Raw genomic sequence first — 13445 nt, 5'->3', positions numbered from 1 at the left:
GCCCCTTACCCCCGCGCCACGGCCTCGGCGGCGATCATCCGCGCCTCGGCGTTCAGGCCCACACGGTTGAGCGCGGCGACCATGTGGTACAGGAAACGCGGCGTCATCTTGGCCCAGCTGTCGCCCTGCATGCCCAGACCGGCCAGCATCGCCACCAGCGGCGCGTTGTTCACTGCCGCTGCCTGATCGATGGCGGCGATCCAGCGCGAATTGCCGTCCAGCCGCATCTCCAGCTTGGATTCATAATCGCGGCGAGTTGAGTCGCTGATCCGGCCCAGCCCCGCCAGCCCCGCCACCAGCATGGCGGTGCGGTGCTGCTTGTCGCTTTTGTCGGCCGAACGAAAGCTGTCGATCGCGCCGCCATCCACCGCGCCCGCCTGTGGCATGGCCAGCGCCAACTGCGCCCAGCCGTCCGAGCCCTTATCCACCACCGTCCACCAGCGCGCCGCATTGGCGTCCAGCCCCGCCGCCAGCATCGAGGCCAGCACATCGCCCGCGCCTGATGCCAGATTGCCGCTGGCGGGCAGGCGCGCGGCGGCATAGGCGGTCAGCACCATCCGGCCATAACGGGCATTGGCGTCCCCTGCCCCCTCCCACAGCTTGCGCATGGCATCGGCGCGGGCCTCGGGGCTATCCCCGACATAGGCGTCGCGCAGCAACAGCGCGCGGTCGGCCGGGCCGCCGGTGATATCGTCCTGCAAATAAATCTGGCTGTAGAGATCGACCATCGCGCCAGCCGACAGGATGCCCCACGCCCCGGCCCGGTCGGACGCATCGGCGCGCAAGCCCAGCCCGACCATCGGCGCCAGCGCCGTCATCGCGTCATAGCGGCCATGGGTATCGGCCATCAGGCTGGCGGGCGGGGTCAGCCCCACGCCAATCGCCAAGGCATAGCGCCACGGCGACATATCGCTGATGCCCTCCCACTCGATCTTGACCGCGCGGCGGCCACCCTTGCCCGCCATACCGGCCGCGCCCGCGTATTTCTGGGCCAGCAGCATGTCGATCTTGGTCATCGCGCCCTTGGCCGTCATACCGTCCAATTGCGCCAGCCCCTGCGCCGCCTGCCCGGTAAAGGCCATGCAGATGCCCTGCAACGCCATCCATTGCGCATCGCGCCGGTTATAGCCCTGCAACGCCATCACCGGGCAGAACCCGGTCAGATCGGCCGTGGCGACATAGGCCTCCATCGCGGCCTGGGTCAGCGTGGCATCGTAATTGCCGGGGTCCACGTCCTGCACCAGCGCGCGGGCGGCATCGCCCTCGCCCATGCGCACCAGCAGAGCCGCGCGCAAAGCCACGAATTCGGCCGGATTCATGTCCTGCGGCGCATCCATCCGGCTGGCCAGCGCGCGGCGCAACAGGATATGGCCCCAGCGCGACACCAGATGCCCGCTGTTGCCCGCCAGCGCCGCCCGCACCAAAGCGCCCGGCTGATTGACCAGCGCATAGGGGCCCATGCCGCCCTCGCTGGCGGCGATGATGCCGACATGGCGCAGGCTGCGCTGGGCGGCCGGGGGAATGTCATATTTTGGCGTCAGGCCCAATAATTGGTCCAGCTGCGCCGCGGGCAGCGCCAGCAATTGGTCAAAGCTGGTGATGCCATTGGGCAGGCTCACCGGCCCGGAGACCACGGGCGCGGCATGCTCGACCGCCGCGCCGCCTTCGGGCAACAGCGGCATGGGGGCGATCACCGGGGCGGCCTCGATCCGGGGGACGGCGGGCGCGGCGGCGGGCGCGGCGCGCACCGGCGCCGGGCTGGCGGTGGGGCGGGCACGCGCGGGCCGGTCATAGCCGGGCGGCAACAGCGACTCCGGCCCCTGTTGCGCGATGGCCGCGCCGGGGGCCCAGCCCGATGCGCCAAACGCGGCCGTGGCCATCAGCCCAGCCAGCAGCAGCGGGCGGCGGATAGGGTGTTTCAGGCTCATTGCGCGCTGGCTCCGACCTCGATCGTGGGCAGGGCCACGGACATTTCATGCACCGGTTGCACCGCGCCCTTGTGCCACGCCAGACCCGTCAGGCCAACCGCAACCAAGGCCGCCACGCCCAATCCCAGCGCCCAGCCGCGCATCGCGCCCGTGCCATTGCCGCCCGCCGTCCGGTTACTGCGCCTGAGGACCGTTTTCACCCAACACTCCATTGCGGCGGGACATGGGGCAAACACACCCCGATGCACACCCGCGCTTGCGCCGCCGGTTAGCAAAAGTATAGGCATGCCCGCAATGGAGCACGAACAACCAAATCCCGAATTGGCGGCGCAGGCCGACATCATCGCCCGCATTGACCGCCCGATCGTTCTGGTGGGGATGATGGGCGTGGGCAAGACCAGCGTGGGCAAGCGTCTGGCGGCCTTGTTGAACGCGCCTTTTCTGGACGCCGACGACGAGATCGAGAAGGCCGCGCGGATGTCGATCCCCGACATCTTTGCCACCTATGGCGAAGCGTTTTTCCGCGATGGCGAGCGGCGAGTCATCGCCCGCCTGCTGGGTGAGCCCGCCCCCGCGCTCAAGGAATTGTCCCTGCCGCCCGTCTCGCCGGCCAAGGGCGATGTGCGGGTGATTTCCACCGGCGGCGGCGCCTTCATCAACGAGGAAACCCGCGCCCTGATCCTGCGCCGGGGAATCGCGGTGTGGCTGGACGCGGATCTGGACACGCTGGTCGAACGCACAGCCCGCAAGGACAACCGCCCCCTGCTGAAACAGGGCAACCCGCGCGAGATTCTGGCCAATCTGAAAACCACCCGCGCGCCGTTTTACGCGCAGGCGCCGATCCATGTGATCAGCGGCAACACCCCCCATGCCAAGACTTTGGCCAAATTGCTGAGCGCGGTTGGCGCATGGCTGGACACGCAGGAACCCATCGCATGAGCGCGCAGATCACCGCCACCATCCCCGTCGACATCGCCGGCCGCCCGTATGAGGTGCGCGTGGGCCATGGCTTGATCGCGGACATCGCGGGGCAATGCGGCGCGCGGCTGCGCAAGCCCGTTGTGCCGATTGTCACCGACGCCAATGTCCATGCCGCATGGGGCGGCGCGGTCGAAGCGTCATTGCAGGCAGCGGGCAAGCAGGCCGCGTGGCAGATCCTGCCCGCCGGTGAAGCGACCAAATGCTGGGCCAATCTGGTGGCGGTGGTCGACTGGCTGCTGGGGCTGGAGGTGGAACGCGGCGACCACATCATCGCGCTGGGCGGCGGGGTGATCGGAGATCTGACGGGCTTTGCCGCCAGTGTGCTGAAACGCGGGTGCCATTTCGTGCAGGTGCCAACCAGCCTGTTGGCGCAGGTCGATTCGAGCGTGGGCGGCAAGACCGCGATCAACACGCCCGCGGGCAAGAATCTGGTGGGCGCGTTCCATCAGCCCAGCCTTGTGCTGGCCGATCTGGACGCGCTGGCCACATTGCCCCCGCGCGAACTGGCCTCTGGCTATGCCGAGGTGGTGAAATATGGCCTGATCAATGACGCGGCGTTCTTTGCCTGGTGCGAGGCGAACGGCGCGGCGCTGTTGGCGGGCGATGTGGCGGCGCGCGCCCATGCGGTGGCCTATTCCGTGGCGGCCAAGGCGAACATTGTCGCCCAGGACGAATTCGAGACGACCGGCCTGCGGGCGCTGCTCAATCTGGGCCACACGTTCGGCCACGCGCTGGAGGCCGAAACCGGCTTTGGCGAGCGGCTGTTGCATGGTGAGGCGGTGGCGCTGGGCATGGTGCTGGCGGCGCGCTTTTCAGCCGCACGCGGGCTGATGGGGGCCGATGAGGCGACACGCATCGCCGCCCATGTCGCCGCTGTGGGCCTGCCTGCTGACGTGCGGGCGCTGGGGCTGAACGTGTCGGGCGAGGAACTGGCGGCGCATATGCTGCACGACAAAAAGGTCGACGCGGGCCGTCTGGCCTTCCTGCTGCTGCGCGGCATAGGCCAGACCTTCCTGACCAAGGACGTCACTCTGGACGAGGTATCGGCGTTTCTGGCCGGGCAATTGGCGGGTTAAGACATTGGCGGGTTGAGACAGGGGCGGGTTGAGACAGGGGCGCGGCGGGGCGTGATGGCCCCGCCGCGCGCACCCCTTATTCCAGTTCCAGAATGATCGCGTCGACGGCCAGGCTTTCGCCCGCCTTGGCGTTGATCTTCTTGACCGTGGCCGATTTTTCGGCGCGCAGGATGTTTTCCATCTTCATCGCCTCGACCACGGCCAGCGGCTGACCCGCCTCCACCTTGTCGCCCTCGGCCACGTTCAGCGCGACCAGCAGGCCCGGCATCGGGCAGATCAGGAACTTGGACAGATCGGGCGGGATCTTCTCGATCATGTGCTTGGCCAGCGGCGCGACATGGGCGGGCAGGATCGACACCTTGTGGATCGCGCCGCGCGTGGTCATCTTCAGACCGGCGCGGATCGGCTCGACCTTGATGGTGATGATCTCATCGCCAATCTCGGCCTCGACCAAGCGGTCGCCCGGGGTGTATTCCATCGCCAGATCAATGTCGGTGCCGTCCACCGCCACGCCATCGGCGTCCACCACCACGTCATGGCTCACGCCATCGATGGTGACCGCCCACGCGCCATTGGGGGCCAGCGTGTTGGCCAATTGGTCGCTGACCTGCAGCGCGCGATCGGCCCGCGCGGTGGCGATGAAGCCGGCAATGGCCGCCAGATCGGCCTTGAGCGCGTCGCTGGTGGCAGCGCCCGTAAAGCCTTCGGGATATTCCTCGGCGATGAAGCCGGTGGTCAGTTCGCCGCTGCGGAAGCGCGGGTGCTGCATGATCGCGCTGACGAAATCGATGTTGTGGCCAAGGCCCTCGATCTCGAACGCGTCCAGCGCCGCGATCTGCTTGTCCGCCGCCTCGTCGCGGGTTTCGCCCCAAGTGATCAGCTTGGCGATCATCGGGTCATAGAACATGGAGACCTCGCCGCCCTCGTACACGCCATCGTCGACGCGCACGCCGTCAATGCCGCGGCGGCCATTCTCGGCGCCGTCATCGGCCCAGCCCTGCACCGGCGGCTGATAGCGCGTCAGGCGCCCGGTCGAGGGCAGGAAGCCGCGATAGGGATCCTCGGCATAGACGCGGTTTTCAATCGCCCAGCCGTCGATCTTGATGTCATCCTGCGTCATCGACAGCTTTTCGCCAGCGGCCACGCGGATCATCTGTTCGACCAGATCGATGCCGGTGATCGCCTCGGTCACGGGGTGTTCGACCTGCAGGCGGGTGTTCATTTCCAGGAAATAGAACGATTCGCCGCTGGGGTCCGCGCCCGACACGATCAGTTCGACCGTGCCCGCGCTGTAATAGCCCACCGCCTTGGACAGGGCGACGCATTGTTCGCCCATGGCCTTGCGCATCTTGGGCGTGACAAAGGGCGACGGGGCCTCTTCGACCACCTTCTGGTGGCGGCGCTGGATGGAGCATTCGCGCTCGTTCAGATACAGCACATTGCCGTGCTGATCGCCCAGAATCTGGATCTCGATGTGGCGCGGGTTCAGGATGAACTTCTCGATGAACACGCGGTCATCGCCAAAGCTGTTCAGCCCCTCGCGCTTGACGGCGGGGAAGCCCTCGCGCACGTCCTGCTCGTTATAGGCCAGACGCATGCCCTTGCCGCCGCCGCCGGCCGATGCCTTCATCATCACCGGATAGCCGATCTCGTCCGAGATGCGCACGGCGTGGTCGGTGTCCTCGATCTCGCCCACAAAGCCGGGGACGACATTGACGCCCGCCGCCTTGGCCAGCTTCTTGGACTCGATCTTGTCGCCCATGGCGGCAATCGCGTTCACCGGCGGCCCGACAAAGGCGATGCCCTCGGCGGCCAGTTGCTCGGCAAAGCTGGTGCGTTCCGACAGGAAGCCATAGCCCGGATGCACCGCGTCCGCGCCGGTGGCCTTGCACGCGGCGATGATCTTGTCGGCGATCAGGTAGGACTGCGCGGCGGGCGAAGGGCCGATATGCACCGCCTCATCGGCCATCTGTACAAAAGGCGCGCGGGCATCGGCGTCGGAATAGACCGCAACCGTTGCAATACCCATGCGGCGCGCCGTCTTGATCACGCGGCAAGCAATTTCGCCACGATTGGCGATGAGGATTTTCTTGAACATCACGCACATTCCTCAAAGGTCACAGCGGTGAGCGCCCTGTAACGCGCCGCCCGCTGCCAAACTGTCAAACCCTGTTGCCGGGGCATGTCCCCGGCGCATTCGAACCCCTTTGCGGCGGCGCGCGCCCCAAGGGAAAATCAGATCACCTGTTCCAGCTTCACACAGCCCTTGGGCATGTTCAGCGCCTCGACCTCGGCCTGAGTCTGGGTCAGGGCCATCGCCTTCAGCCCCAGCCGGGCAAACATCGCCGCGTCATTGTCATCGCCCGCATTGGGCGCGGTCAGCAGCTTGTCGCCGGTAAAGATCGAGTTGGCACCTGCCATAAAGCACATGGCCTGCGTCATTTCGGACATGCTTTCGCGGCCCGCCGACAGGCGCACCATCGATTGCGGCATGGTGATGCGCGCGACCGCCACGGTGCGCACGAATTCCACGTCATCAATCCGGGCCAGCGGCGTATCGGCCAGCATATCGCCCAGCACCGTGCCCTTGACCGGGACCAGCGCGTTGACCGGCACCGATTGCGGATGGCCCGGCAACGTCGCCAGCGTGTGGATGAAACCCACGCGGTCGGCGCGCGTTTCGCCCATGCCCACGATCCCGCCGCTGCACACGTTCAGCCCGGCAGAGCGCACATTGGCCAGCGTGTCCAGACGGTCACCCATGGTGCGGGTGCTGGTGATTTCCTCATACTTTTCAGGCGAGGTGTCGATATTGTGGTTGTAGTAATCCAGCCCCGCCTGCGCCAGCATCTCGGCCTGATGCGGCTCCAGCATGCCCAGAGTCATGCAGGTTTCCAGCCCCATCGACCGCACGCCCTTTACCATCTCGATGATGGCGGGCATGTCGCGGTCCTTGGGGTTGCGCCAGGCCGCGCCCATGCAGAACCGGGTGCTGCCCTGATCCTTGGCGCGGGCGGCGGCCTGCAACACGCTTTGCACTTCCAGCAGCTTGGTCGCCTTGACCCCGCTGTTGGCCGATGCCGACTGGCTGCAATAGCCGCAATCCTCGGCACAGCCGCCGGTCTTGATCGACAGCAGCGTCGAGAGCTGCACCTCGTTGGCCGGGTGGTTGTCCCGGTGCACCTGCGCCGCGCGGAACACCAGCTCGGTGAACGGCAGGTCGAACAGGGCGGCGATTTCCTCGCGCGTCCAGTCGTTGCGCGGGGCGGTGGCGGTGGCGGGGGTGTCAGACACGGTGGGGTACTCCAGAATCCGGGAGGGGGAAGGATTGCGCCGCATAGGCGTGTGTGCCCATCTGCATCAAGCCCCGCCCGGCCCCCGTTTCATTTGGACGGATCATTCCGTGGTTTCACCCAGCGGCGGCATGTTGTGGCCCAGCAGGCGCAACATGTCGGCGGCACATTCCACCACATTGCTGCCCGGACCATAGATGCCCTGCACGCCGGCCTCACGCAGGTAGTCATAGTCCTGCGGCGGGATGACACCACCGGCGACCACCTTGATGTCGGGGCGGCCCGCCTCACGCAACAGGCCGATCAGCGCCGGGATCAGCGTCTTGTGACCCGCAGCCAACGAACTGGCCCCGACCGCGTCAACGTCCTTTTCCAGCGCCAGCTTGCACGCTTCCTCGGGCGTCTGGAACAGCGGCCCGCTGGTCACGTCAAAGCCCATGTCGGTAAAGGCGCTGGCGATGACATTGGCGCCACGGTCGTGGCCGTCCTGCCCCATCTTGGCCACCAGCATGCGCGGCGCGCGGTCCAACCGGCGGGTGACGGCGGCCACGCCATCCAGCACCTGCTGGTAGCGGCTGTCGCCCGCATAGGCCGCGCCATAGACGCCCTTGACCGGGGTCGGCACGGTGCCATGGCGGCCAAACACCGCCTCCATCGCGTCGGAAATTTCGCCCAGCGTGGCGCGGTGACGGGCGGCCTCTACGGCCAGTTCCAGCAGGTTGCCATTGCCACGCGCGCCCTCGGTCAGCGCGGCCAAGGCGGCCTGACACTTGCCCTCATCGCGCGAAGCCTTCACCGCCTTGATGCGGGCGATCTGGCCTTCGCGCACGGCGACATTGTCGACTTCCAGCGTTTCCAGCAGGTCCTCGTTGGCCAGACGGTACTTGTTGACGCCAACGATGACATCCTCGCCACGGTCCACACGGGCCTGACGGCCAGCGGCAGCTTCCTCGATCATCGCCTTGGGCCAGCCAGCAGCCACGGCCTTGGCCATGCCGCCTTCGCTTTCCACGCGCTCGATGATTTCCCACGCCCGGTCGACCAGATTTTGCGTCAGCGATTCAATGTAATAGCTGCCACCCAGCGGATCGACGACATTGCACATGCCGGTCTCTTCCTGGATGATGATCTGCGTGTTGCGGGCGATGCGGGCCGAAAAATCGGTGGGCAGCGCGATGGCTTCGTCCAGCGCGTTAGTGTGCAGCGACTGCGTGCCCCCCAGCATCGCGGCCATCGCCTCGATCGTGGTGCGGATGACGTTGTTGTAGGGGTCCTGCTCCTGCAACGACACGCCCGAGGTCTGGCAGTGCGTGCGCAGCATCTTGGAGCGCTCGTCCTTGGCGCCCAGCTTGGTCATCACGCGGTGCCACAGCACGCGGGCGGCGCGCAGCTTGGCCACTTCCATGAAGAAGTTCATGCCGATGGCAAAGAAGAACGACAGACGCCCCGCGAACTTGTCAATGTCGAGGCCCGAAGCCACGCCATATTTCACATATTCCATGCCGTCCGCGATGGTGAAGGCCAGTTCCTGCACCTGCGTCGCGCCAGCTTCCTGCATGTGATAGCCGGAGATGGAAATGCTGTTGAATTTGGGCATTTCGCGGCTGGTATAGCCGAAAATGTCCGAAATGATCCGCATGCTGGGTTCGGGCGGATAGATATAGGTGTTGCGGACCATGAACTCCTTCAGAATGTCATTCTGAATGGTCCCGTCCAGCAATTTGCGGTCAACGCCCTGCTCCTCACCGGCCACGATGAAGAAGGCGAGGATCGGAATCACCGCGCCGTTCATCGTCATGCTGACCGACATCTGGTCCAGCGGGATGCCGTCGAACAGGATCTTCATGTCCTCGACGCTGTCGATGGCGACGCCCGCCTTGCCCACGTCGCCCACCACGCGGGGGTGGTCGCTGTCATAACCGCGATGCGTGGCAAGGTCGAAGGCGACCGAGAGGCCCTTTTGCCCCGCCGCCAGATTGCGGCGGTAAAAGGCGTTCGATTCCTCGGCGGTGGAGAAGCCCGCGTATTGGCGGATCGTCCAGGGGCGCCCGGCATACATCGATGCGCGCACGCCGCGCGTGAACGGGGCAAAGCCCGGCAGGCCCGGATCAACGCTGACGTCATCGGCCGTGTACAGCGGCTTGACCGTGATGCCTTCGGGCGTCTGCCAGTTCAGATCGCGGCCCTTGACCTCCTTGGTCGCCAGCGCCTGCCAGTCGTTGATATCGGCCATGTCAGTGATGCCCCTTCGGCGTTTCCATGATTTCGGTCAGCTGCCCCAGCATGTCCTTGGGGTGCAGGAAAAAGATCGGCGTGCCATGCGCGCCAATGCGCGTGGGGCCAAGGATGCGCTTGCCCTGTGCGGTGAACCATTCGCGGGCGGCCTCGATATCCTCGACCTCGTAACACAGGTGGTGCTGGCCACCGGCGGGGTTCTTGGCGATGAAACCAGCGATCGGACTGGCCGAACCATCGGGCAGCGGGATCGCCTCGATCAGCTCGATCTGCGTGCCGGACAATTCGCCATGGGCGTCAGGCGTGTTCACAAAGGCCACCTTCACGCCCTGTGCGGGCATGTCGAAAGGCTCGGTGATCAGCTGCGCGCCCATCACATCGCGGTAATAAGCAATGGCGTCCGCCATCGAGGGCACCGCCACGCCGATATGGTTCAAACGTCCGAGTTTCATATCAGCCTCACAATACAAATGAATGTGGCGACAACGCCGGCAGGAAGGAAAAATGCAAACCCAAACAAAGAAATAGCCTGCGCACCTCGATATGCTAGCGCGAAAGCGACCGGACGCTCATCCCGACGAATGCGGACCCCCACGCCGTTATCAATCACACCGTCTGCACACCATTTTCTTGCCTGCCGCCACCCAGACATCGCGATGCCATAAGCGGCAACTGTCCAGACAATTGCAAAGAGGGCGGAAAACAAATTCACCCATCACCTCACAACGGAATATTATCGTGCTTCTTCCAAGGGTTCTCGAGGCTCTTGTTGCGTAGCTTGCGCAAGCCCAAGGCGATCCGGCGCCGCGTCGAATGCGGATAGATCACATTGTCGATAAAGCCCTTGGAGGCCGCAACAAACGGATTGGCGAAGCGGTCTTCGTATTCCTTGGTCTTTTCGGCCTGTTCCTCGGCCGACAGCCCACGGAAGATGATCTCGACCGCGCCCTTGGCGCCCATCACCGCGATTTCGGCGGTCGGCCACGCATAGTTCAAGTCGCCGCGCAGGTGCTTCGAGGCCATAACGTCATAGGCGCCGCCATAGGCCTTGCGGGTGATGACGGTGATCTTGGGAACGGTTGCTTCGGCATAGGCGAACAGCAGCTTGGCGCCGTGCTTGATGATACCATTGTGCTCTTGGGCGGTGCCGGGCAGGAAGCCGGGAACGTCCACAAAGGTCACGATGGGAATGTTGAAGCAATCGCAGAAGCGCACGAAACGCGCGGCCTTCTTCGAGCTGTTGATATCCAGAACGCCCGCCAGCACCATTGGCTGATTGGCAACAACACCCACGGTCTTACCCTCGATACGGCCAAAACCGCAGAGGATATTGCCGGCATGGCCGGGCTGGATCTCAAAGAACTCGCCCTCGTCCACCACCTTGCGGATGACTTCGTGCATGTCATAGGGCTGCGTGGCGCTGGCCGGGATCAGCGTGTCGAGGCTCATGTCCTCGCGGTTCCACGGATCGTTGGTCGGGCGCTCGGGCGCGTCATGGCGGTTCGACAGCGGCAGATAGTCAAAGAAATCGCGGGCAGCGAGCAGCGCCTCGATGTCGTTTTCCAGCGCCAGATCGGCCACGCTGGTCTTGGTGGTGTGGGTGACCGCGCCGCCCAGTTCCTCCTGCGTGACGATCTCGTTCGTCACGGTTTTCACCACATCGGGGCCAGTGACAAACATATAACTGCTGTCCTTCACCATGAAGATGAAGTCGGTCATGGCGGGCGAATAGACCGCGCCGCCCGCGCAAGGCCCCATGATCAGCGAGAGCTGCGGCACCACGCCGCTGGCCAGCACGTTGCGCTGGAAAATCTCGGCATAGCCGCCCAGCGAGGCAACGCCTTCCTGAATGCGCGCGCCGCCCGAATCGTTCAGGCCGATGACCGGTGCGCCCACCTTCATCGCCATGTCCATGATCTTGCAGATCTTCATCGCGTGGCGTTCCGACACCGCGCCACCAAACACCGTGAAGTCCTGGCTGAAGACAAAGACCAGACGGCCGTTGATCGTCCCGCTGCCGGTGACCACGCCGTCCCCCGGAATGGTGTTGCCCGGCATGCCAAAATCGACGCAGTTATGCTCGACATACATGTCGACTTCTTCAAAACTGCCCGCGTCCAGCAAGACGTCCAGACGCTCACGCGCGGTCAGCTTGCCCTTGGCGTGCTGCGCGTCGATGCGGCGCTGGCCACCACCGGCCTTGGCGGCGGCGCGGCGCTTTTCCATTTCGGCGATATTGGCTGACATGGCCCGAAACATCCCTTTGACAATGGCGCGTGGCCACGGGTTGCGGGCCACGGTTGACAGCCGCGTCAAAACCACGCCGGGGCCGCCGCGTCAACAATTTTAATCGGTCGGTTAAACTGTCTTTAGTCGCAGGTTGGCGCGATTGTCCGCCAGCCGAACACCGGCCCCACCCACGCAAAAGGGGCGCCGGATCGCCCCGACGCCCCCTGTTGCCCGCGTAATGGCACAGCGCGCCTTAGCGCATCAGCACCAGTTCCTCGGCCATGCTGGGGTGCAGGGCCACGGTTGCGTCGAAATCGGCCTTGGTCAGGCCCGCCTTGACCGCGATGGCCACGGCCTGCAGGATTTCGGGGCTGTCGGGGCCGATCATATGGACGCCGATCACCTTGTCGGACGCGGCATCCACGATCAGCTTGTAAAACCCACGTTCCGCGCGGGCAAAGAACATGTTCTTCATCGGGCGGAAATCGCTGGTAAAGACCTTGATCTCGCGCCCTTCGGCACGGGCCTGTGCCTCGGTCAGGCCAACGCCCGCCAGGGGGGGCTGACTGAACACCGCGCTGGGGATGTGGTCATAGGCGATGGTGCGCGGCGCGCCACCAAACACCGTGTCGGCAAAGGCATGGCCTTCGCGGATGGCCACCGGGGTCAGTTGCACACGGTCGGTCACATCGCCCACGGCATAGATGCTGGGGCAGGCGGTGGCGTTATAGGCGTCCACCGGCACCTCGCCATTGGCGCCCAGCGTGATCCCCGCCGTTTCCAGCCCCAGCCCATCGGTCTTGGGCTTGCGGCCGGTGGCGACCAGCACGCAATCAGCCTCGATCGGGTCCGCGCCCGACAGGCTGACGGTCATGGAGCCATCGGCGTGCTTTTCAATGCCGGTGATCGGGTGGCCCAGACGGTATTGGATGCCGCGCTCAGCCGTGATCTTCAACAGGCGCTCGGTCATCGCCTCCTCATAGCCGCGCAGGATCTTGTCCGAACGGTTGACGACCGTCACCTCACAGCCCAGCGCGTTGAAGATGCCCGCGAATTCCAGCGCGATATAGCCCGCCCCCTGCACCACCACACGGCGCGGCAGGGTGGGCAGATGGAACACCTCGTTGCTGGTGATGGCGTGTTCGTTGCCGGGGAAGGCGGGCATCACGGGCCATGCACCCACGGCGATCAGGATATATTTGGCGGTGATCGTCCGCCCATCCGACAGCGCCACACTGTTCGGCCCGGTGACGGTGGCGCGGGCGGCGAAATGCTCAACCTTATTGTTGGCCAGCGTGCTGGTATAGGCGCGCTCCAGCCGGTCAACGTCGCTGGCGACGAAATCGCGCAAGGCCGCCCAGTCGAACGTCTTTTCGCCAAAGGTCCAGCCCAGCTTGGCCGTATCGTGCAGTTCCTCGGCAAACTGGCTGGCATAGACCAGCAGCTTTTTGGGCACGCAGCCACGGATGACGCAGGTGCCGCCCACGCGGAACTCTTCGGCCACGGCCACGCGCGCGCCATGGCTGGCCGCGATCCGGCTGGCGCGCACGCCGCCCGACCCCGCGCCAATCACAAACAGGTCATAATCAAACTCAGCCATTGCCCAAAGTCTCCGCTGCGCACCTGCGCGCTGTTGTGGGCCGATATGGCGAAGCCATGCCCGTTTGCCAAGCGACTGTATGCGTTACTGACAAAGTTTGCGC

General features: G+C 65.1%; 10 protein-coding genes. 2 read left to right on the top strand and 8 right to left on the bottom strand.

Going from position 1 to position 13445, the window contains the following annotated elements; translation table 11 throughout:
- Positions 1-5: 5 nt before the first annotated feature.
- Together GTZ99_RS04430 and GTZ99_RS04425 are read right to left on the bottom strand one after the other, a co-directional pair.
- Entirely contained in the window at positions 6-1928 is a 1923-nt protein-coding gene (locus GTZ99_RS04430) for a hypothetical protein (RefSeq protein ID WP_227711102.1), read from the bottom strand.
- Positions 1925-2128 (bottom strand): hypothetical protein, encoded by a 204-nt coding sequence (locus tag GTZ99_RS04425; protein WP_161717106.1) that lies wholly within the window; start codon positions 2126-2128, stop codon positions 1925-1927. The genes GTZ99_RS04430 and GTZ99_RS04425 overlap by 4 nt, the downstream gene beginning before the upstream one ends.
- A 94-nt stretch (positions 2129-2222) precedes the next feature.
- On the opposite strand from GTZ99_RS04425, the gene GTZ99_RS04420 reads away from it, so the two are divergent.
- Both GTZ99_RS04420 and aroB read left to right on the top strand, forming a co-directional pair.
- Positions 2223-2867 carry a shikimate kinase gene (locus GTZ99_RS04420; RefSeq protein ID WP_161717105.1) on the top strand — a complete coding sequence of 215 codons (645 nt, stop codon included), beginning with the start codon at positions 2223-2225 and terminating at the stop codon, positions 2865-2867.
- On the top strand, positions 2864-3985 hold the full coding sequence (gene aroB / locus GTZ99_RS04415) for a 3-dehydroquinate synthase (RefSeq protein ID WP_161717104.1): 1122 nt from the start codon (positions 2864-2866) through the stop codon (positions 3983-3985). The genes GTZ99_RS04420 and aroB overlap by 4 nt, the downstream gene beginning before the upstream one ends.
- A 76-nt stretch (positions 3986-4061) precedes the next feature.
- On the opposite strand, the gene GTZ99_RS04410 is transcribed toward aroB, so the two are convergent.
- From GTZ99_RS04410 to gorA, 6 genes are all read right to left on the bottom strand, one after another.
- A complete protein-coding gene (locus tag GTZ99_RS04410; RefSeq protein ID WP_161717103.1) occupies positions 4062-6083 on the bottom strand; it encodes an acetyl-CoA carboxylase biotin carboxylase subunit in 2022 nt (673 codons plus the stop codon).
- A 137-nt stretch (positions 6084-6220) separates the two neighbouring features.
- Positions 6221-7324 (bottom strand): biotin synthase BioB, encoded by a 1104-nt coding sequence (gene bioB, locus GTZ99_RS04405; RefSeq protein ID WP_161717102.1) that lies wholly within the window; start codon positions 7322-7324, stop codon positions 6221-6223.
- 57 nt (positions 7325-7381) lie between these two features.
- Complete coding sequence (gene scpA, locus GTZ99_RS04400) at positions 7382-9511, bottom strand: methylmalonyl-CoA mutase (RefSeq protein ID WP_161717101.1); 2130 nt, start codon at positions 9509-9511, stop codon at positions 7382-7384.
- A 1-nt stretch (position 9512) separates the two neighbouring features.
- Positions 9513-9965, bottom strand: coding sequence for a methylmalonyl-CoA epimerase (gene mce, locus GTZ99_RS04395; RefSeq protein ID WP_161717100.1), 453 nt, complete (start codon positions 9963-9965; stop codon positions 9513-9515).
- A gap of 268 nt (positions 9966-10233) precedes the next feature.
- A complete protein-coding gene (locus tag GTZ99_RS04385; protein WP_161717098.1) occupies positions 10234-11760 on the bottom strand; it encodes an acyl-CoA carboxylase subunit beta in 1527 nt (508 codons plus the stop codon).
- A gap of 235 nt (positions 11761-11995) precedes the next feature.
- A complete protein-coding gene (gene gorA / locus GTZ99_RS04380; RefSeq protein WP_161717097.1) occupies positions 11996-13342 on the bottom strand; it encodes a glutathione-disulfide reductase in 1347 nt (448 codons plus the stop codon).
- Positions 13343-13445: the final 103 nt, after the last annotated feature.

Origin of the sequence: Novosphingobium ovatum, from assembly GCF_009909235.1 — a bacterium.
In the GTDB taxonomy this organism is placed as follows: Bacteria; Pseudomonadota; Alphaproteobacteria; order Sphingomonadales; family Sphingomonadaceae; genus Novosphingobium; species Novosphingobium ovatum.
The sequence above is the reverse complement of the archived record's forward strand: the minus strand, read 5'-3'. Positions and strand labels throughout refer to the sequence as shown.

Excerpts from the sequence above, each read along its gene's own strand:
- mce (WP_161717100.1), bottom strand. The coding sequence starts at position 9,965 with ATGAAACTCGGACGTTTGAACCATATCGGCGTGGCGGTGCCCTCGATG.
- GTZ99_RS04430 (WP_227711102.1), bottom strand. The coding sequence starts at position 1,928 with ATGAGCCTGAAACACCCTATCCGCCGCCCGCTGCTGCTGGCTGGGCTG.
- bioB (WP_161717102.1), bottom strand. The coding sequence starts at position 7,324 with ATGCGGCGCAATCCTTCCCCCTCCCGGATTCTGGAGTACCCCACCGTG.
- scpA (WP_161717101.1), bottom strand. The coding sequence starts at position 9,511 with ATGGCCGATATCAACGACTGGCAGGCGCTGGCGACCAAGGAGGTCAAG.
- GTZ99_RS04410 (WP_161717103.1), bottom strand. The coding sequence starts at position 6,083 with ATGTTCAAGAAAATCCTCATCGCCAATCGTGGCGAAATTGCTTGCCGC.
- GTZ99_RS04385 (WP_161717098.1), bottom strand. The coding sequence starts at position 11,760 with ATGTCAGCCAATATCGCCGAAATGGAAAAGCGCCGCGCCGCCGCCAAG.
- aroB (WP_161717104.1), top strand. The coding sequence starts at position 2,864 with ATGAGCGCGCAGATCACCGCCACCATCCCCGTCGACATCGCCGGCCGC.
- gorA (WP_161717097.1), bottom strand. The coding sequence starts at position 13,342 with ATGGCTGAGTTTGATTATGACCTGTTTGTGATTGGCGCGGGGTCGGGC.
- GTZ99_RS04420 (WP_161717105.1), top strand. The coding sequence starts at position 2,223 with ATGGAGCACGAACAACCAAATCCCGAATTGGCGGCGCAGGCCGACATC.